We start from the raw sequence: 17,332 nt of genomic DNA on the forward strand, positions 1-17,332 counted from the left end.
CGGGCTCGAGCGTCAGAGCATCTTGCCGACGATATTTGTCATATCTGCTGCCGAAAACGCGCGCAGCGTTTCGGTGCGGACGTTGCCGAGTGCGCTGAGACTAAGGCTGAGCGACATCGCGGCAGCTTCATCTGGAGCCTCGAGAATGGTCACAACGTCATATCGTCCCTGCGTCCAGACGATCTCTTTCACGGTCACGCCGAACGTCTTGGCCATCTCCTTGAAGGCGTCGGCCCGCTTCGGCGAGTCCTTGACGTTGCGGACTCCCTGATCAGTGAAGTTCGATAGCACGACATAGGTTACCATGGTCGTCCTCCCTGGTTAGAACCAGATACAGTTCTCGCTTGAGGCAACCGCGCCGAGTTTGCCACAGCGGCCGAGGCGGCGCCACTTGCGCGTTGGGAACGTCAGCGGCTGTGACTTGCTCTGTCAGGATAACGGCCGCGCGAAACTGAGCTCATGACCGTCGGGGTCGGTGAGATGGAAGTAGCGCTCACCCCATTCCGCATCGCGCGGCGTGGTCAGCGGCTGCCACCCGGCAGCGCGCGCTTGCTCGTAGGTCTCGTCGACATCGGCGACATAGAAGATGACGCGGCCCCACCAGGACCAGCGCTTGTCGTCCGGCTGCGCCGTCAGGTTGAGATAGCCGGTGCCGGCGCGAAAGCTTGTGAATGCCGCGGCTTCACCGCCATACAGGAGCTCGAACCCCAGCGAACGGTAGAAGTGCACGGCGCGCCCCATGTCATGCGTGCCGAGCGTGATGGCGCTGATGCTTTCGATCATGTGAGCTGCTCCGCCGAGAGGGATCTGGGAGCGATTGTACAGCCACCCCGTTCGCCTTGACGATGATCCGGCCCGCCTTGCGGCTGGCGAACCGAATCCTGCTCTGCTATGAGGAGTTCGAACCCGCACCCGCGGGTTCCGCGGTCCCGTAGCTCAGCCGGATAGAGCGACGGTTTCCTAACCCGAAAACGGCCAATTACGCACCGTATTCCACCTTGCTCCTTGACGTCCGTTTTCTCTTTTTTAAATCGGTTAAATTGCCCGTCGTTCGTCGTGCGGCCCCACCGCACCACACGAACGAGGATGCCAAACCGATGCCAAAGATTGCCTTCTCAGATACGGGACTGCGAGCAATTCAACCGCCAGCGCAGGATCGACGAGGACGGAAACCTCATCAACAAGAACGACGCGGATAATTCCTTCGATCTTATGGACTACTGGAACGGCTTTTGCGCGGTCGACCGCAGTGTGGTGCTCGGGGCGATGTGCGCCCTCGCCGACGTACTCAAGCAGATGGTGACGGCGCTCACCAGCAAAGCGCCGGTTACAAGCTAACAACTAACGTATGGATTTCTTTCTATGGTTCATCACGTCGTCGGCTAACCCGGCTAAGTCGTCCCGCGCGGTGAAGGGCTTTGTACTCGCCCTCGCTCCGCTCACGATGATCGTATTTGGCTGGACGGATGCTGACATTACGCAGTTTGCAGAATCGCTCAGCAACATCACGTTCTGGGTTCTGTCAGCGATCGCAGCGGCGCAGGTTGCCTACGGTCTCATCCGCAAGATCAACCTCGCGCGCTGGTCAGCAGGCTTCTAAAGACCTCTGCCCGAAAAACAGAAAGCCCCTCAACGGGGCTTTTTCTGTTCATAATACTGTAGTGCGTCGATATGCGGTGTTGGCGAATCGGTCAAAAAATGCCAACCACATCCAGTGTCGGCAAGGCCGCAAGAAAGGTGCTTACCCCAAAAAAGGCGGCCTTGCCGACACTGGATCGAGTCTTGCGAATTTCTCGCATTTTTTCGTCCAGGCGGGACTTCTTTTTCGCGCTCGGCGTCGGCCTTCTCACAAACTTTTTGTACGACATTTTCAAACTCCTTTTTGAGTGGTTGGTACGACTCGTCTTATAGCAGAAAACCCCTATAATTGCAGCACATTTCTGCATTTTGCGCGGTGATCGCATGAGAGAAAAACACCCCAATCCTCTCAAGAAACGTCCCACGGAAGACCAGCAAGTCGACGTGCTTCTCAGCTTGAGAAAGGCGCCGGACCACATGCTCGCGATCACCGCCGCGGCGTATGTGGACTACGCGTTGGAAATGGTCTTCCGGGAGCGGATGCGAATCGACAAGAGCGAAGAGGACAAGGTGTTCGAGGGCGGAGGAAACGCCATATTGGCGACCACCTCCGCCAAGATCACGCTGGCCTACGCCGCCCGGTACATCGAAAAGCGCTCACGCGACGACCTGCGGATCATCAATAAGGTCCGCAATTTATTCGCCCACAGTATGCACGAGCTCAACTTCAAGCACCCCGAGATCGCGGCACATTGCCGGAAGCTCAGTCTCGTCCAACGCCGGAGCGATATGTTTCCTGACGCTGCAACGGCAGACGCCCGCTCTCTCTACTGGAATACGTGCCTCGACTTCTTCACCGCGTGGCAGTTTCAGCGGCGCGGCATTCAGGAGGACGGCACCATTCAGCACGTCGCTCCGCTCGACGAGTGATTATGCTTCTTTCCTGCGGAAACCTGCCAGTGCCCAGGCGATTGCCCATCCGAACAGAAACACGATGAGCGGGACGATTACCGCCATCGCTACCGCCTGACCCAAGAACCACCACGGCTGCGGCGTGTCTTTGATAGGTCGGTTCGCCTGCTTGTATATCCTATCGACCAAATCGTTATCCGACAGGTCCTTATATTCCGGATAGAGGCGTCTGAAGTCGCCCATCTTGTACATGCACTGGCCTTCGGCTGAATAATCAGCCCACGGCCCGTCACGGCCCGTATAGTCGGTGCCTGATTTCCCTCTCGCATCTTTGCAATGGACCGGCAGCAGCATGAGGCCGATTTCATTCCACTCCCGCGCAGCTTTGTCCCGCTTGAACTCGGCCGCCACGTCGTCATAGGAAAAGGCTGCCACGCCCAGAACGAACAGGATTGATCCGAGCGCCCACAGCCGGAAGAAGCCGCGCCGGAAATTCATATCCGCAGTCCCCTTCATTTCCCCTTCAGGCGGGATGGTACAGTATGTCTGTGCGATCGATAAAGGATAAGGCGCAGAGCGTTTCAGCAAATGGAGCCTTCCGCGCCTTTATCGGCAACGCATCACATTAATCGCCCTTACCGGCGGTTTTTGTGTTGCCGGCCATCGCTGATGTCCTGAGGGGGGCAACAGGGGGACGTTAATAAGCCTGTTCTCGCGCGGCCTACCGCATGGCGAAACACTGCGGGCAACTCAACGGAGCAGAACGGAGTTGGAGACGCGTTTTCCGAACCTAAGACCTAGAGTCTATGGGGGAGGGGGCGCATCTCCGCAGTCTAACAAAGCAGTATGGTTCTCAAACTGAGTGGGAGGAAGGAGTACAAAAGGGCGAAAATCTCTAACCGGAGAGAAGCCGTTGTTGCAGATCAGTTAGACCGAGAAGACTTTGTCGTCCTAAAAACTGGCTGGCCTGACCTTTTTGCTTTCAATCCCGTTACCAGAAAGGCGCGCTTCGTTGAAGTGAAAGCCGGAAGCCAGTACGCTGAAAAAATTCCGCCGAACGGCCGCGTTCATCACAATCTAGGGCTCAAAGATCAGCTCCGCATGCACCAGTTTCTCAAGAAAATCGGCATCGAAGTTGAGATACACTGGGTCGATTAATTTACAAGCTTCATCAATCACCGCCATGCAGTACTACGATTAGCGCAGTGAACCTCAGTTGGCTCCCGCCTACTTCAGTGAAGTCCCGGTGGATCCCATCGGCCTCGCCCCCAAGACCGTCACCCTGACCGATTAATTCGGCAGCACAACCTGTGCTACATTTCGCCGATTCTTTGAACCTTTTCGGTGAGCCATGGGCAGCTTCCTTGCTATTTTCGGCGACGCAGCAAAGTTGTGGCAGCAGCATCCCGTCGAGTTCGTTTCGGCAATCCTCGCCGGCATTATGATCGGCTACTTCCTGAGCCGCCTCCGGCACCAGGGCGTGATTGATACCCAAAAGGCGCAGCTCGCTCTCAAGGACGAGACGATAAAGCTGAAGGATTCCGCCATCGCGGCGGCGACGAAAGACCCGAAGGCTTCAGAGAATGTGCTGGCCTCGCTTCTAATTGAAGAGGAACGCAAGGAGCCGACATTTGTCCCGTCAGAGAAGGCAAACGAGCCGGCGCTCCCTGCGCCCGATCCCCGGTTCGCAGACGTGAATAAGCGCATCACCGAAGAGACCGAGCATAAAATTCGGGTGGCGATCAAGAATAAATACCAGCTCACCTTCAACCCGACCACTGGTCGGTCCAAGCTGGTCACCTTCCTTCCGAATGGCGAAGTCGGCGAGGGCCGAAATGACAATGAGCATACGTGGCGTGTCTTAAATGGCCGCCTGGAATTTGTCGCACGGGACGGTCACGTGTACAGCCGGTTCTTCCTTTTGCCGGACGGTACCTTTCATCACACGAACGATAAGGACACGCGATCGATCATCGGCCAATTCATGAAACGGCTGGTCTGATCGAGCTCTAGAACGGCCTATCCATCCCGCCTTGCTCTCTCTTTCTATTCTCCCCTTCTATATCCGCTGCCGCTCCGCGCTGATATTCCTTGCTTTTCCGCCCCGTTTCGCCACGGCTTCCAGCCGCGACTTCCTTATTCTGGTTTGCTCTCTTTCCCTTGCTGCCCTTCATCTTCCTTATCGTCGATGAGGGACACCCCCGTCACCCAAGACTATCGAACACCTCCCTCCGGTCGGCGCCGCGATAGCTTGTGCGCCGTGTGTGTCCCTGACACGTCCATTACTCCGTAATGGGCTGGGACCGTTCCAGAATAAGGAAGTCGCGGCTGTGCTCCACTGGGCGGCAATTCACCCTTCGATCAGTGCAGATCAGTGGCAGTGCTTATCCACTTCCACCAAGCCCGCAAGCGCGATTGCGCACGTTCGCATGATATGATGGAGCGATAGCAGATAGTGCGACGTGGCCGGCCCTCGGGTCGGGTATGGCGATGGAGGTGTGGAGCGACCAATCATTCTCGACCTCTGCGGCGGCGGCTCATGGAGTAAACCTTACGAAGATGCCGGATACGACGTTCGTGTTCTTGGCAGGCTCTGAAATACGGGCGGCTCTCCAAGGATTGGAAGCAGGATATTAGCCGAGGCTTCCGTGAGTGCTTCCGCGCCCTCAAACCGGACGGCGTTCTGATCTTCAAGTGGAACGAGCATAATATACCGCTTAAGGAAGTGCTCGCGCTTAGTCCTGTTGCCCCGTTGTTTGGTCATCCATCAGGCAAAAACTCAAAGACCCATTGGCTGGCCTTCATAAAGCCGAGAACCATTCACTAGCTATGACCGACTGCTTCGCCTGCGGACATGCAGCGGCCCACCATCAGTGGGCCGTTCGCCGTGTAAGCGGTAGGTGCGAAATCCGCCACAAGGGACGGCGGTGCCTGTGTTCCAAATACCTGCCGCCGGCCGAACAGCGTCCCGCCAATCACCTAATTGGACAGCTTCGCAAACGGACATAACGGACGTCTGGAAACGGAGCTCGCTCCGCTCGCTCAACCCACACGCCTCACGAACAGCAGCGCCGATATTGGAACGGCAGAGCCGTCCAATATGCCGCCAGCGTCACGTGAGCCGCCTGACCTTTAGGATGATGTTAACTTTGTTCGCCTAGTTTGTATGAGCCCGAGATGCGGGCGAATCATACAATTCGAGGCCAACGATGACCGACGGGACCGAAAATGTTGCGGATTTGGACATCCACGATACGACGTATCTTGCCAGTCCGGGGATCACTGGAGCCGATCTGAAGGCGTGGCGCAAGAAGCACGGGTTTACGCAGGAAATGCTGCGCATGGCCCTCCAAGTGGGATCTCGCCAGACGATCATTTCCTGGGAGAAGTCGACCAAGCGGCTACCTCGCTATGTCTACCTTGCCCTGATCGGTCTGGAGCATCTGGACCACGGTCACGGGTTCATGACCGGGTATCGCTTCAACGCCGCAGAAGCCCGCCAAGCACGGAAGCAGGCAACCTTCTAAATGAAGACGCTCGGCTGGGCTGCAATCATCTACAATGTCCACGACGCGCTGACATTCAGCGCCGTCTTGCTTCTCATTGTTGGAGAATGCACCGCCACGTACATCGCCCACCGGAAACCCAAGCGCAGGTGACTACTTTTTCTTATCCGCGGCCGGTTTCGCTTCAGTAGCGACTACGATGTGGCTGCCGCAGTGGTAGATAGCGCTCGTCACCATCTGAGTGTCGGTCATGTCTCGGATCGATTGCTTCTGACGCTCGTTTGGCGTGATCGCGAGGTACGCTTCCCGCGTCTTGTCGCTCTCCTCTTTAATCTTGGCTTCGTTCAGGGAATGGACGAGCTCGTTTCGGACGTAGGAGGCTTGCAGCAGAAGGTCCCACATCGGTCTGCCGACTCCGGTGTCAATGTCCCCTAGCACCTTGATCTTCTTAGACGTAAAGAAGGAATGCGCTGGGTCCTTCCCATACGCTTCCAGCATCTCGATCAGCGACCCCTCGACAACGACCTGCGCCTTCACTACGGCCTGCATCATGTCGTCGATGCGAGCCTGGCGCTCCATGGACTTCTTGTGAGTTTCCTCAAATAGCTTCTCTCGTTCGGTCGGCTCCGGCTCCTCGGCAAGCACCCAATTTACTTCCTCAGCCATGTTTCCCTCCCTGGTTGCACAAACCATGACATAATTCGGGGGCAGTTCTATTTCCGGTCGGCGGTCCCGCACGGACTTGGTCCTGTCACGGCACGGAGATCAGCCTGCCGTGACTGCCGGCCATGAACCACCTACAGATCGGTCTAGCCGAGAAACACTTTTCATATCCGAAGGGCTCCCTTGTATTTCAGACGAGCCCATTTTGAAGCGGGGCGCCAAGCTCTATGACCCAGCGAAGGATGGACTAAACCCGCTCCCGATGAACGACGAGACGCGTGGCTTTCTTTTGCGAGCGGATACCCATATAAGAGCGGCGTTGATGCCAAGATGTCAGCGGGATGCCAAACGATTTTGCGAGGCGCAATAATCCGTTGAAAGCAAATACCGGTCCCGTAGCTCAGCCGGATAGAGCGACGGTTTCCTAAACCGTAGGTCGGAAGTTCGAGTCTTCCCGGGATCGCCATTCTTGCTTTCGCTTCAAGCCGATATCCGCGCAAAGCGCTTGCGGTATTCGGCAGGTGTCACGCCGACATGGCGGGCGAAAGCACGGCGCAAGGTGTCCGCGTCGGCAAAGCCGCAATGCATGGCGACTTGCTTGGGGGCTTCGTTGCCGAGCTCCAGCAGGCGCCTCGCGGCATTGACGCGGGCTTCCTCGACCCAGGTCGCGGGGGTGATTCCGACTTCGGCGCGGAACAGCCGCGCAAAGTGACGCGGGCTGATGTCCATGCGCGCCGCGAGGCTCGCGACGCTATGATCCAGCCCGGGATTGGCGGCGACCCAGCGCTGCAGCTCCTGTAGCGCGGCGCGGCCGGCGGGGACGGTCTCTCCCTTGCGGGTGAACTGCATCTGCCCGCCCGGGCGCTTGAAGAACATGACGAGCTGGCTCGCGACCTTCATCGCTGTCTCGCGTCCGAGATCTTCCTCCACGAGCGCGAGCGCGAGATCGAGCCCCGCGGTCACGCCGGCGGCGGTGCGGAGCTTGCCGTCGGTGACATGGATCGCGTCCTTGTCCACGCTGACCGACGGGAATTTCTCGGCAAGCCGGTCCGCGACCGCCCAATGCGTCGTGATCCGCTTGCCGTCGAGGAGACCCGCCGCTGCCAGGAAGAAGGCGCCGCTGCACACTGAACCGAAGCGCCGGGTTCTGGCCGCCCGGCGGCGGAGCCAGTCGATCACCACGCCGTCCGCCGGCACGTCGGCGGCGTTCGGGCATCCCGCGATCAACAAGGTGTCGATGCTCTCCTGGAAGCCGCGATCGATGATGCGATCGGGCATCAGCCGCACCCCCGACGAGCTGCGGATCGGACCCGGCTCCGCCCCCGCCACGAAAAGCGCATAGGCCTGATGGCCGGCCTGCAAGTTCGCCTCGGCGAAAACGTCGAGGGGGCCGGCGACATCGAGAAGCTGCACGCCGGGCAGCGCAACGATCACGACAGTCCTCGGTTTCGGCTTCGCGCCCATGTCCGCCTCGGTCGGTATTTGTCCGTTTATGACGTATTACGTCAATTGAGGACAAAATAGCCCGGATCTAGCTTGGCGGCCACCAGAGATTTTCAGGAGACCATCATGCAAGAGATTGCAAAAGCCGCCGCCATTCCCGACAGCAAGCTGGCGCGCGCCATCACCGACTACATCCGCGATACCGAGACGGACCTGCTCTTCAACCATTCCAGCCGGGTCTATCATTTCGGTGCGCTGGCCGGCATCCGCCGCGGGCTGACCTTCGACCGCGAGCTGCTCTATGCCGGCGCCATGTTTCACGACATCGGCCTGATGCCGGGCCATGGCAGCAAGCACGAACGGTTCGAGGTCGACGGCGCGCACGCCGCGCGCGATTTCCTGCGCAGCCACGGCATCTCGGAAGCCGACGCCTATACGGTCTGGACCGCGATCGCGCTGCACACCACGCCCGGCGTGCCGCAGCATATGCATCCCGTCGTCGCCCTGGTGACGGCCGGTGTCGAAATGGACGTCCTCGGGCTGACCTACAAGGACTATTCCGATGCGGAGCGCGAGGCGGTGGTGAAGGCATTTCCGCGCACGCCGCACTTCAAGGAAGACATCATCCAGGCGTTCTACGACGGCATCAGCTACAAGCCGGACACGACCTTCGGCAACGTCAAGGCCGACGTCATCGCCGACAAGGAGCCGCATTTCCATCGCGGCAATTTCTGCAGCGTCATCCGCGGCTCGCATTGGCACGGCTGAGCGGCCTTCCGGCGCTGCAACGCGGCCCGACCGCCTTTCCCCAAATCACGGATCAGGAATCAACATATGAGTGACAAACCTCCCCACCTCACGCACGCGACCGGTGCTCCCGTCAGCGACAACCTCAACATCATGACCGCAGGCCGCCGCGGCCCTGCGCTTCTCCAGGACATCTGGCTGATCGAGAAGCTGGCTCACTTCGATCGCGAGGTGATTCCCGAGCGGCGCATGCACGCCAAGGGTTCCGGCGCCTTTGGTACCTTCACCGTGACGCATGACATCACGTGCTACACCAAGGCGAAGATATTCTCGGAAGTTGGCAAGCAGACGCCGATGTTCGCGCGGTTCTCGACCGTCGCCGGCGAGCGCGGCGCGGCCGACGCCGAGCGCGACATCCGCGGCTTTGCGCTGAAGTTCTACACCGAGGAAGGCAATTGGGACATGGTGGGCAACAACACCCCCGTGTTCTTCTTCCGGGATCCCCTGCGCTTCCCCGATCTCAATCACGCGATCAAGCGTGACCCGCGCACAGGAATGCGCAGCGCCGACAACAATTGGGATTTCTGGACGCTGTTGCCGGAGGCGCTGCACCAGGTCACCATCGTCATGAGCGAGCGTGGCATTCCCAAAAGCTATCGCCACATGCACGGCTTCGGCAGCCACACCTACAGCTTCGTCAACGCCGCCAATGAACGGTGCTGGGTGAAGTTTCACTTCCGCACCCAGCAGGGGGTCGTGAACCTGACGGATGCCGAGGCCGAGACGCTCGTCGGCAAGGACCGCGAGTCGCATCAACGCGACCTGTTCGGCAGCATCGAGCGTGGCGATTTCCCGCGCTGGACCCTGTTCGTGCAAATCATGACCGATGATGAGGCCAAGGCGTTTCCGTTCAATCCGTTCGATCTGACCAAGGTCTGGCCGAAGGCGGACTTTCCGCTGATCGAGGTCGGCACTGTCGAGTTGAACCGTAATCCGGAAAACGTCTTCGCCGAGGTCGAGCAGGCATCCTTCTCACCGGCTCATGTCGTTCCGGGCATCGGCTTCTCGCCTGATAAGATGTTGCAGGCCCGACTGTTCTCCTACGGCGACGCGGCGCGCTACCGTCTCGGCGTCAACCACCATCTGATTCCGGTGAATGCCCCGAAATGCCCGTATCAGAGCTACCATCGCGACGGTGCGATGCGGACGGACGGCAATTTGGGACGAACACCGACCTATTTCCCGAACAGCCACGGCGAGTGGGCCGACCAGCCCGATCTCAACGAGCCGCCGCTCGAGATCGACGGCGCGGCCGCACATTGGGATCACCGCGTTGACGACGACCACTATCAGCAGCCCGGCGATTTGTTTCGCAAGATGAACGCGGCTCAGCGACAGATCCTGTTCGACAATACGGCACGTGCCGTCGGCGGTGCTGCGGTCCACATCCAGGAGCGGCACATCGCGAACTGCACGAAGGCCGATCCGGCCTATGGCGCCGGTGTCCGCGAATCGCTGGAGCGTCTTGCCACGGTTCGCTCGGCTTAGTCCCGTTGAGACGATCCCGGGAAGAGGCGGCTTCCGGCCGGCGAGCCGGAGGCGCGACTATTCCCGGGGCCGCCATTTTGGCATGTGGCATCGTCCGTGTTTGCCAAGGACTCCGGCGCAAAAATTGCTAGAAGTGGGAGGATTCCTTCCTTTCGGCTGACTGACGGTCGGCCGCCTCATCGCGATACCCGGAGACCAGAATGCCTTTCGACTTGATCCTGCGCGGCGGCCGCGTGGTTGACCCCTCGCAGAAGCTCGATGCCGTGACGGATGTCGCATTTTCGGGTGGTAAAGTCGCCGCGATCGGCAGCGGGCTGAAGGCCGATCCTGCTACCGATGTTCGCGACGTCTCGCGCTACATCGTGACGCCGGGGCTGATCGATCTCCACACGCATGTCTATTGGGGCGGCACCTCGCTCGGCATCGACGCCGAGGAATTCTGCCGCTTGTCCGGGGTCACCACAGCGGTCGATACCGGCAGCGCCGGTCCCGGCAATTTCGCCGGCTTCCGCAAGCATGTGATCGAGCCGAGCCAGGTCCGCATCCTCGCCTATCTGCACGTCTCGCATGCCGGCATCTTCGGCTTCTCGCACCGGATCATGGTCGGCGAGAGCGAGGAGCTGCGGCTGATGAATCCGATCGAGGCCGCGAAGGTGGCCGATGCCAACCGCGACCTCATCGTCGGCATCAAGGTGCGCGTCGGCCTGCACTCCTCGGGCACCTCGGGGGCGGTGCCGCTCGACATCGCGCTCGAGGTCGCGAACGAGGTCGGCATGCCCCTGATGGCGCATATCGACCATCCGCCGCCGAGCTATGAGGAGGTGCTGGCGCGCCTGCGTCCCGGCGACGTGCTCACCCATGCGTTCCGCCCTTTCCCGAACACGCCCGCGACTGCGCAAGGCACGGTGAAGCGTGCGGTGCTCGACGCGCGCGAGCGCGGCGTGCTGTTCGACATCGGCCACGGCAAGGGCTCGTTCGCATTCAAGACCGCGCGCGCGATGCTGGCGAACGGCTTCCATCCGGACACGATCTCGTCCGACATTCACCAGCTCTGCATCGACGGCCCGGCCTTCGACCAGGTCACCACCATGTCGAAATTCCTGTGCATGGGCATGGATCTGTCGGACGTCGTCGCGGCGTCGACGGTGAATGCGGCGATGGCGCTGCGGCGCCCCGAGCTCGGCAGCCTGAAGCCGGGCAGCGTTGGCGACGCCACGCTTGTTACGGTCAGGCAAGGCCAGTTCGACTATGAGGACGTCGTCGGCGAGCACCTGATCGGCGATCGCAAGATCGTCTCGGAGGGCGTCGTCATCGGCGGCCGCTGGTGGCATCCGAATTGAGCGGCGCTAACCTTGCTCGCGATAGAATTGCAGCAGGCGCGCGCCCGCCGGTGAGAGCCAGTCGGGGGCGCCGGCGATATATCCCTCGACCCGGCCGCTCGCCCCGACCAGATAGGTGATGGGCATGCCGACGAGCGGGAACATCGCTTTGGACGCTTCGGCCGAAGCGCCATAGGTGTCGGCAAAGCAGGCGAGGTTTTGCACGGCGAGGCTGCCGAGAAATTTGCGGATCTTGGCAAGGTCTTTGGTGTCCGTGCAGATCGCGACGATGTCGAGCCGGTCGGGCCGCGATCCCGCCAGGTTTGCGAGCGCCGGCAGATCGAGCCGGCAGGCCGCGCACCAGGTCGCCCAGAAATTGACGAGGGTGATGCGGCCCGGCTTCGCGGTCACCAAGACGTCTCTGCCGCCAATGTCTTGAAGCCTTAGCTGTGGCATTGCCGCGCGCGGCCGCACCACCGTGAACTGGCTGCGGCCGGCCTCGAACACCGGCGGCCAGCCTTCCTGCGCGCAAGCCGCGCGCGCAGTAGCCAGAAGCACCGGCGCGGCCATCAGAACCGACCGCCGCGACAGCACTGAGTCGCTTTCGCGCGCCGCGTCACGCATGGATATACGCCCAACCCTTGAGTTGCAGATCGACCACGCGTCCAATGCCGAACGGGACGAGGCTGGCGCCCGGGATCAGCGGGATCGAGATCTGCTCCTTGGCTTCCGCGATCGTCTTGGACGAGGCGCACATGCTGTAGGTGAGGCTGGGCAGCGACTGCCGCAGCGTCGCGAGCGGCTCGACCAGCGGGGTCTTGTCCGCCCTGAAGACGTCGATGCCCTTGCCGTTGGCGACGACCTCGATCAGCAATTTCGCGCCCCTCTCGGCAAAGTGCCTGGAGAGATTGGCCGAGTAGCTGATCGCATGACCCATGACATAGGGCTCGTTGCTGTCGATCAGGATCACGACGCCCTCAGTGAGGCGATCCTCCTTGGCCGCGGCGGTGCTGCCGGCCGTAAGGATCGCGGTGCCCGCAAGCAGGCCCCTGCGGGACCATCCATTGGCTGAGATCATGGCTGTGCTGTCTCGCCGGTCAGAATTGCCGGGCAGCAATCGGCGCCTTGCGGCTGCGTCCCCACAACACGAACAGGCTGAGCGCAAGCAGGACGAGGTTGAGTGGTGTCGTCGCGGCTTCGCCGCGCGAGATATGGAAGATGAATGCGAAGACCTGCAGCACGCTACAGCCCAGCGCGGCCAGCACCGTCAGTCGCGGCAGGATGCGGGTCAGTGCCGGCAGGAGGATGCCGATGCCACCGGCGAGATCGACCAGGGCGACGGAGCGAACGAACGTTTCGGAATACTCGCCCGCAAATGGCATCATCGCGGCCAGCTGGGGAATCGGCGTGGTCAGCTTGACGAACCCTGCCGAGATGAAGACGAAGGCGAGGACGACCTGGGCGGCCCAGAGGCCGATGCGGAGGGCGCGGCCGGGCGTGGCGGTCTCAAGGGTGGTGGTGGACATGGGGGGCTCCGATCACTGATGATCGCCACCATTTGATAGTTTCGCATTCCTACATCATTATATGTTCCGGGATCGGTTCCTTTCCTGGATGTTGATGATCTCATGGATTCCCTGGTCAGCATGAGGGTGTTTTGCCTGGTCGCCGAGCTGAAGAGCTTTGCGACCGCGGCGCAGCGCCTGCGCATCTCGCCCGCGATGGCGAGCAAGCACGTGATGCAGCTCGAGAAGCGGCTCGGCACGCGGCTGCTCAACCGGACCAGCCGGCGCGTCAGCCTGAGCGAAAGCGGTGCGCTCTATTTCGAGCAGGCGCGGCAGATGCTCGATTCACTCGATGAGGTCGAGGCCGCGGTCAGCAACGCGACCGTCGTGCCGCACGGCACGCTGCGGCTGACCGCGCCGGTCTGGATGGCGAACACGATCTTCGCGGGCGTGCTGGCGGACTATCAGGCGCGCTATCCGGATGTGCGGCTCGACGTCGATCTCAGTGGACGGCTGGTCAATCTGGTCGAGGAGGGATTCGATCTCGCCCTGCGCGCGACCGGCACGCCCGACGAGGCGCTGATCGCGCGCCCCATCACCAGGGTCCCGTTCTACATGGTCGCGACCCGCGCCTATCTCGACCGGGCGGGACCTCCGACCAAACCGGCCGACCTCGCCGGCCAGGCCATGTTGCATTACGCGCTTTATCCGGGCGAGAGCGTCTCCTTCACGGGCGAGCACGGCACCGAAACCGTCAAGCTCAATCCGGTGCTGCGCAGCGGCAACGAAACGCTGCTGCACATGGCCGCGCTGCAAGGCATGGGTCTCGCCTTCCTGCCGAAATGGCTGGTCGCCGCGGATATCGCCGCAGGACGGCTCGAGCACGTCATGCCCGGGCAGGTCATCTTCGAAGGCAAGCTGTTCGCGGTCTATCCGAGCCGCAAATACCTCTCCGCGAAGGTGCGAACCTTCATCGACTTCGTCGCCGCCGACAGGCGGATGAGGTGACCGCTACAGCGACCGCGCGATCAATCGCGCGGATGCACCTGTCAGTCGCGTCCCGCCTCCATGATTGCCTTGGCGAGCCGTACCGGATCGGAGAAGCACAGCTCATGGCTTCCCGGCACCTGCACCAGGCGGAACAGGCCGAGCTTCTCCGACAGCCGCGGATGCCAGCCATAGCTGTGCGGTAGCGCGGTGTCTTCGGTGCAGTTGATGTAGGATTTTGCCAGCGGCATCTCGGCCGGGTTGGCCTTGAGCGCGATCTTGTCGCTGAAGGTCGCGAGCGGATGCGGATTGAGAATGTCGTAGGCCCTCTGCGCCGTCTCGAGATCGGCATCGTTGATGAAGGCCTCGCGCCAGATCGGGAAAGGCAGCACCACCGAGCCGTCGCCGCGCTCGGCCGCGATCGCGTCGAACAGCCCGACATAGTGCGGCGGCACCATGTCGTTCAGGCATTCGCCGTTGTTGGGTACGAAGGCGTTCCAGTAGATCAGGCGGCGGATGCGTTCGGGCACGAGGTCGGCGACGCCGGTGATGACCATGCCGCCATAGGAATGGCCGAGCAGGATGACATCCTTGAGATTATTCTCGGCGAGGTAGTCGGCGATCGACTGGATCGCTTCCTTCAGCCCCGTCGTCTTGGCATCGCCCGGCCGGTTGCCCTTGATCGTCGGCAGGTAGACCTGGTGGCCGGCGGCGCGGATGGGGGCCGCAACAGGCTCGAGCTCGGCACCGGTGTGCCAGGCGCCGTGGACGAGAACGTAGGTCGACATGTTGTAGCTCCTCCGCAGGATGTGGTTAGATCGACATGACGCGGGTCCTTTGCGGCGCTCGCGAGGCGCGGCGGACAACTCTTGTTGCGCGAAGTGTGAACCGGCCGCGGATTTTCCGCTTGTCTGACGCTGAACCGGATTGGTCTCGGAGCGAACTGATGGAGCAGCTCAATTCCGAAGGCCGGCCCCGGCATCTGGTCTGGGACACCGGGGTAACGCGGCCGGAGGAGCAGTTCTCCTACTATCGCGAGGCGATCTGCCAGGCCTTCATGAACCTGACGCCGGAATCGGCGACGACCTCGCGCTTTCCGGCCAAGGTCGAGGCCATCAAGATCGGCACCGGCGCCATCAATCGAGTGGTCTTTCCCGAGCACACCGTGCATCGCTCGCGCGCCGATATCGCGGCGTCGACCGAGAGCTGCTTCTATCTCAACTTCAAGCTGGCCGGCCGCTGTCGGGTGCTGCAGGGCGGTCGCGACGTCAGCCTGTCGCGCGGGCAGGTCGGCATCTGCGACAGCGACCGTGAGGTGAGGCTCCTGCATGATCGTGGGCCGACGCTGGAGGTTGTTTCCTTCTGGGTGCCTTCGCGCGAGCTGCGCGACCGGCTGCCGCCTTCCTTCGACTTCAGGGTTGAGCGCGTGTCCGACGATCCCTTCGTCGGACATCTCATCGCTGAGACCGCACGATCACTGAATGCCGGCGCGCTGCGGATGGCGGAAGATGAAGCTGTCAGGCTTTTCGGAGTGCTGCTGGACCTCGTCGCGCTGAGCCTGTCTCGCCGCTCGCGCGCGCAGGCGGCGGAGGCCGCCGGCTTTGCCGATGCGACCGCCCTCGCGCTCCGCCGTGCCGTGCATGAGCGGATGCGCGAGCCTGGGTTGACGGTGGCGAATGTCGCGCGCGCGATCGGCATCAGCGAGCGTTACGTGCACAAGCTGTTCGAGCGCGCTGGCACCACATTCTCGGACTACGTCATGGACCGCAGATTGGACGGCGCGGCGCGGGACCTGAGCGATCCTGCGAAAGTGGACCAGGCGATCGGCTCAATCGCCTTCGACTGGGGCTTCTCCGACCTCTCCCACTTCACGCGGCGCTTCAAGCAGCGTTTCGGCTGCCGCCCGCGCGACTGGCGGGCGCGATAGCGTGGCCCTTACAGCGATCTGGCGATCAGCAGCTTCATGATCTCGTTGGTGCCGCCGTAGATCTTCTGGATGCGGGAATCGATGAAGATGCGCGAGATCGGGTATTCCTGCATGTAGCCGTAGCCGCCGAACAGCTGGAGGCATTCGTCGGCGGTCTGGACCTGCTTGTCCGAGCACCAGTACTTCGCCATCGACGCCGTGACGGTGTCGAGATCCCCGGCGATCAGCTGCTCGATGCACCAGTCGACGAAGACGCGCGCGATCATCGCTTCGGTCTTGCGTTCGGCGAGCGTGAAGGCGGTGTTCTGGAAATCCATCAGCGGCTTGCCGAAGGCCTTCCGCTCCTTGGTGTATTCGGTGGTGAGCTTGACTGCGCGCTCCATCGAGGCGACGGCGCCGACCGCAAGCGACAGACGCTCCTGCGGCAATTGCTGCATCAGCTGCACGAAACCCTGGCCTTCCTCCTTGCCGAGCAGGTTCTCCGGCGGCACCGTGACGTTGTCGAAGAACAGCTCCGACGTGTCGGAGGCGTGCAGGCCGATCTTGTCGAGGTTGCGCCCGCGCTTGTAGCCCTCCGCGCCTGCGGTCTCGACCACGATCAGCGAAATGCCCTTGGCACCCGCGTCGCCGGTGCGCGCGACCACGATGACGAGATCGGCGGCCTGGCCGTTGGTGATGAACGTCTTCTGGCCGTTGATGACGTAGGAATTGCCCTGCTTCCTGGCGGTGGTCTTGACGGCCTGCAGATCCGAGCCGGTGCCGGGCTCGGTCATGGCGATGGCGCCGACCATCTCGCCGGAAGCCATCTTCGGCAGCCAGCGCTTCTTCTGCTCCTCCGAGCCGTAATTGAGGATGTAGTGCGCGACGATGGCACTGTGCACGGAGACGCCGGTCGTCAGTTCCGGCACCGTGCTTTCGAGGTCGTCGAGCACGGCGGCCTCATAGGCGAAGGTCGCGCCCAGGCCGCCATATTCCTCCGGCACGCTCGCCAGCAGCGCGCCCATCTCGCCGAGCCCGCGCCAGGCGAAACGGTCGACCATCTTCTGCTCGCGCCATTTCTCGGCATGCGGTGCCAGGTCCTTGGCCAGATATTTCCGGAACTGGTCGCGGAAGATTTCGAGCTCTTCGGTCATCCAGGAGGAGCGGTAGGACATGGTCACCTCGGTCAATGCGGCTTTCCGGCTTGGTAGGCCAGGC

The 17,332-nt window shown here is 61.5% G+C and carries 22 protein-coding genes and 1 tRNA gene; 12 read left to right on the forward strand and 11 right to left on the reverse strand.

Translation table 11 applies throughout. The annotated features are described in order from the left end of the window. Positions 1–12 precede the first annotated feature (12 nt). A complete protein-coding gene (locus NLM15_RS03430; protein WP_254115280.1) occupies positions 13–306 on the reverse strand; it encodes a GYD domain-containing protein in 294 nt (97 codons plus the stop codon). A gap of 123 nt (positions 307–429) precedes the next feature. After that, positions 430–783: a glyoxalase/bleomycin resistance/extradiol dioxygenase family protein gene (locus tag NLM15_RS03435; protein WP_254115281.1), complete on the reverse strand. Its 354-nt coding sequence runs from the start codon at positions 781–783 to the stop codon at positions 430–432. A gap of 324 nt (positions 784–1,107) precedes the next feature. Here NLM15_RS03435 and NLM15_RS03440 point away from each other — a divergent pair, with 324 nt between their 5' ends. Next, on the forward strand, positions 1,108–1,338 hold the full coding sequence (locus NLM15_RS03440) for a hypothetical protein (RefSeq protein ID WP_254115282.1): 231 nt from the start codon (positions 1,108–1,110) through the stop codon (positions 1,336–1,338). 10 nt (positions 1,339–1,348) lie between these two features. Then, positions 1,349–1,600 carry a hypothetical protein gene (locus NLM15_RS03445; RefSeq protein ID WP_254115283.1) on the forward strand — a complete coding sequence of 84 codons (252 nt, stop codon included), beginning with the start codon at positions 1,349–1,351 and terminating at the stop codon, positions 1,598–1,600. Positions 1,601–1,691: 91 nt separating this feature from the next. Here the strand turns inward: NLM15_RS03445 and NLM15_RS03450 are convergent, their stop codons facing one another. Continuing rightward, positions 1,692–1,868, reverse strand: coding sequence for a hypothetical protein (locus tag NLM15_RS03450; RefSeq protein WP_254115284.1), 177 nt, complete (start codon positions 1,866–1,868; stop codon positions 1,692–1,694). Between the two features lie 94 nt (positions 1,869–1,962). Here NLM15_RS03450 and NLM15_RS03455 point away from each other — a divergent pair, with 94 nt between their 5' ends. Then, a complete protein-coding gene (locus NLM15_RS03455) occupies positions 1,963–2,508 on the forward strand; it encodes a hypothetical protein (protein ID WP_254115285.1) in 546 nt (181 codons plus the stop codon). On the opposite strand, the gene NLM15_RS03460 is transcribed toward NLM15_RS03455, so the two are convergent. Next, entirely contained in the window at positions 2,509–3,006 is a 498-nt protein-coding gene (locus NLM15_RS03460; protein WP_254115286.1) for a hypothetical protein, read from the reverse strand. Between the two features lie 330 nt (positions 3,007–3,336). Here NLM15_RS03460 and NLM15_RS03465 point away from each other — a divergent pair, with 330 nt between their 5' ends. The 3 genes from NLM15_RS03465 to NLM15_RS03475 all read left to right on the forward strand — a co-directional run bounded on the left by NLM15_RS03465 (position 3,337) and on the right by NLM15_RS03475 (position 6,017). Further along, positions 3,337–3,648 (forward strand): VRR-NUC domain-containing protein, encoded by a 312-nt coding sequence (locus NLM15_RS03465; RefSeq protein ID WP_254115287.1) that lies wholly within the window; start codon positions 3,337–3,339, stop codon positions 3,646–3,648. Between the two features lie 193 nt (positions 3,649–3,841). After that, complete coding sequence (locus NLM15_RS03470; RefSeq protein ID WP_254115288.1) at positions 3,842–4,492, forward strand: hypothetical protein; 651 nt, start codon at positions 3,842–3,844, stop codon at positions 4,490–4,492. Positions 4,493–5,699: 1,207 nt separating this feature from the next. Further along, on the forward strand, positions 5,700–6,017 hold the full coding sequence (locus NLM15_RS03475) for a hypothetical protein (protein WP_254115289.1): 318 nt from the start codon (positions 5,700–5,702) through the stop codon (positions 6,015–6,017). Positions 6,018–6,149: 132 nt separating this feature from the next. Here the strand turns inward: NLM15_RS03475 and NLM15_RS03480 are convergent, their stop codons facing one another. Then, a complete protein-coding gene (locus NLM15_RS03480) occupies positions 6,150–6,662 on the reverse strand; it encodes a hypothetical protein (RefSeq protein ID WP_254115290.1) in 513 nt (170 codons plus the stop codon). Between the two features lie 386 nt (positions 6,663–7,048). Between NLM15_RS03480 and NLM15_RS03485 the strand changes: the two genes are divergently transcribed. After that, positions 7,049–7,125, forward strand: a tRNA-Arg gene (locus NLM15_RS03485). A 14-nt stretch (positions 7,126–7,139) separates the two neighbouring features. Here NLM15_RS03485 and NLM15_RS03490 read toward each other — a convergent pair. Further along, positions 7,140–8,123 (reverse strand): GlxA family transcriptional regulator, encoded by a 984-nt coding sequence (locus tag NLM15_RS03490; RefSeq protein WP_254115291.1) that lies wholly within the window; start codon positions 8,121–8,123, stop codon positions 7,140–7,142. A gap of 105 nt (positions 8,124–8,228) precedes the next feature. Between NLM15_RS03490 and NLM15_RS03495 the strand changes: the two genes are divergently transcribed. The 3 genes from NLM15_RS03495 (at position 8,229) to NLM15_RS03505 (ending at position 11,737) form a co-directional block, all read left to right on the forward strand. After that, complete coding sequence (locus NLM15_RS03495; RefSeq protein ID WP_254115292.1) at positions 8,229–8,870, forward strand: HD domain-containing protein; 642 nt, start codon at positions 8,229–8,231, stop codon at positions 8,868–8,870. A gap of 66 nt (positions 8,871–8,936) precedes the next feature. Further along, the gene (locus tag NLM15_RS03500) at positions 8,937–10,397 is read left to right on the forward strand and encodes a catalase (protein WP_254115293.1); all 1,461 of its coding nucleotides are present in this window, start codon (positions 8,937–8,939) and stop codon (positions 10,395–10,397) included. A 200-nt stretch (positions 10,398–10,597) separates the two neighbouring features. After that, positions 10,598–11,737 carry an amidohydrolase/deacetylase family metallohydrolase gene (locus tag NLM15_RS03505; protein WP_254115294.1) on the forward strand — a complete coding sequence of 380 codons (1,140 nt, stop codon included), beginning with the start codon at positions 10,598–10,600 and terminating at the stop codon, positions 11,735–11,737. Between the two features lie 6 nt (positions 11,738–11,743). Here the strand turns inward: NLM15_RS03505 and NLM15_RS03510 are convergent, their stop codons facing one another. Genes NLM15_RS03510 through NLM15_RS03520 form a run of 3 tightly spaced genes read right to left on the reverse strand, consistent with a single transcriptional unit; the run spans position 11,744 to position 13,242 of the window. Then, positions 11,744–12,340, reverse strand: coding sequence for a TlpA disulfide reductase family protein (locus NLM15_RS03510; protein WP_254115295.1), 597 nt, complete (start codon positions 12,338–12,340; stop codon positions 11,744–11,746). After that, a complete protein-coding gene (locus NLM15_RS03515; protein ID WP_254115296.1) occupies positions 12,333–12,794 on the reverse strand; it encodes a DsrE family protein in 462 nt (153 codons plus the stop codon). The genes NLM15_RS03510 and NLM15_RS03515 overlap by 8 nt, the downstream gene beginning before the upstream one ends. A 19-nt stretch (positions 12,795–12,813) precedes the next feature. Beyond that, positions 12,814–13,242 (reverse strand): DoxX family protein, encoded by a 429-nt coding sequence (locus NLM15_RS03520; RefSeq protein WP_254115297.1) that lies wholly within the window; start codon positions 13,240–13,242, stop codon positions 12,814–12,816. Positions 13,243–13,344: 102 nt separating this feature from the next. Here NLM15_RS03520 and NLM15_RS03525 point away from each other — a divergent pair, with 102 nt between their 5' ends. Beyond that, positions 13,345–14,229, forward strand: coding sequence for a LysR family transcriptional regulator (locus tag NLM15_RS03525; RefSeq protein WP_254115298.1), 885 nt, complete (start codon positions 13,345–13,347; stop codon positions 14,227–14,229). Positions 14,230–14,270: 41 nt separating this feature from the next. Here NLM15_RS03525 and NLM15_RS03530 read toward each other — a convergent pair whose 3' ends face one another. Next, positions 14,271–14,996, reverse strand: a complete 726-nt coding sequence (locus tag NLM15_RS03530; RefSeq protein ID WP_254115299.1) for an alpha/beta hydrolase — start codon at positions 14,994–14,996, stop codon at positions 14,271–14,273. A 158-nt stretch (positions 14,997–15,154) separates the two neighbouring features. Here NLM15_RS03530 and NLM15_RS03535 point away from each other — a divergent pair, with 158 nt between their 5' ends. Beyond that, a complete protein-coding gene (locus NLM15_RS03535) occupies positions 15,155–16,135 on the forward strand; it encodes a helix-turn-helix domain-containing protein (RefSeq protein ID WP_254115300.1) in 981 nt (326 codons plus the stop codon). 8 nt (positions 16,136–16,143) lie between these two features. On the opposite strand, the gene NLM15_RS03540 is transcribed toward NLM15_RS03535, so the two are convergent. Beyond that, positions 16,144–17,289 carry an acyl-CoA dehydrogenase family protein gene (locus NLM15_RS03540; protein ID WP_254124136.1) on the reverse strand — a complete coding sequence of 382 codons (1,146 nt, stop codon included), beginning with the start codon at positions 17,287–17,289 and terminating at the stop codon, positions 16,144–16,146. Positions 17,290–17,332 lie beyond the last annotated feature (43 nt).

It is taken from the genome of Bradyrhizobium sp. CCGB20 (genome assembly GCF_024199855.1).
Lineage (GTDB): Bacteria > Pseudomonadota > Alphaproteobacteria > Rhizobiales > Xanthobacteraceae > Bradyrhizobium.

Bases quoted from the DNA above. Each gene is read 5' to 3' on its own strand.
- NLM15_RS03525 (WP_254115298.1), top strand. From the start codon at position 13,345: ATGGATTCCCTGGTCAGCATGAGGGTGTTTTGCCTGGTCGCCGAGCTG.
- NLM15_RS03445 (WP_254115283.1), top strand. From the start codon at position 1,349: ATGGATTTCTTTCTATGGTTCATCACGTCGTCGGCTAACCCGGCTAAG.
- NLM15_RS03520 (WP_254115297.1), bottom strand. From the start codon at position 13,242: ATGTCCACCACCACCCTTGAGACCGCCACGCCCGGCCGCGCCCTCCGC.
- NLM15_RS03475 (WP_254115289.1), top strand. From the start codon at position 5,700: ATGACCGACGGGACCGAAAATGTTGCGGATTTGGACATCCACGATACG.
- NLM15_RS03470 (WP_254115288.1), top strand. From the start codon at position 3,842: ATGGGCAGCTTCCTTGCTATTTTCGGCGACGCAGCAAAGTTGTGGCAG.
- NLM15_RS03490 (WP_254115291.1), bottom strand. From the start codon at position 8,123: ATGGGCGCGAAGCCGAAACCGAGGACTGTCGTGATCGTTGCGCTGCCC.
- NLM15_RS03510 (WP_254115295.1), bottom strand. From the start codon at position 12,340: ATGCGTGACGCGGCGCGCGAAAGCGACTCAGTGCTGTCGCGGCGGTCG.
- NLM15_RS03460 (WP_254115286.1), bottom strand. From the start codon at position 3,006: ATGAAGGGGACTGCGGATATGAATTTCCGGCGCGGCTTCTTCCGGCTG.
- NLM15_RS03500 (WP_254115293.1), top strand. From the start codon at position 8,937: ATGAGTGACAAACCTCCCCACCTCACGCACGCGACCGGTGCTCCCGTC.
- NLM15_RS03480 (WP_254115290.1), bottom strand. From the start codon at position 6,662: ATGGCTGAGGAAGTAAATTGGGTGCTTGCCGAGGAGCCGGAGCCGACC.
- NLM15_RS03535 (WP_254115300.1), top strand. From the start codon at position 15,155: ATGGAGCAGCTCAATTCCGAAGGCCGGCCCCGGCATCTGGTCTGGGAC.
- NLM15_RS03435 (WP_254115281.1), bottom strand. From the start codon at position 783: ATGATCGAAAGCATCAGCGCCATCACGCTCGGCACGCATGACATGGGG.
- NLM15_RS03465 (WP_254115287.1), top strand. From the start codon at position 3,337: ATGGTTCTCAAACTGAGTGGGAGGAAGGAGTACAAAAGGGCGAAAATC.
- NLM15_RS03450 (WP_254115284.1), bottom strand. From the start codon at position 1,868: ATGTCGTACAAAAAGTTTGTGAGAAGGCCGACGCCGAGCGCGAAAAAG.
- NLM15_RS03430 (WP_254115280.1), bottom strand. From the start codon at position 306: ATGGTAACCTATGTCGTGCTATCGAACTTCACTGATCAGGGAGTCCGC.
- NLM15_RS03455 (WP_254115285.1), top strand. From the start codon at position 1,963: ATGAGAGAAAAACACCCCAATCCTCTCAAGAAACGTCCCACGGAAGAC.
- NLM15_RS03505 (WP_254115294.1), top strand. From the start codon at position 10,598: ATGCCTTTCGACTTGATCCTGCGCGGCGGCCGCGTGGTTGACCCCTCG.
- NLM15_RS03540 (WP_254124136.1), bottom strand. From the start codon at position 17,289: ATGTCCTACCGCTCCTCCTGGATGACCGAAGAGCTCGAAATCTTCCGC.
- NLM15_RS03495 (WP_254115292.1), top strand. From the start codon at position 8,229: ATGCAAGAGATTGCAAAAGCCGCCGCCATTCCCGACAGCAAGCTGGCG.
- NLM15_RS03530 (WP_254115299.1), bottom strand. From the start codon at position 14,996: ATGTCGACCTACGTTCTCGTCCACGGCGCCTGGCACACCGGTGCCGAG.
- NLM15_RS03515 (WP_254115296.1), bottom strand. From the start codon at position 12,794: ATGATCTCAGCCAATGGATGGTCCCGCAGGGGCCTGCTTGCGGGCACC.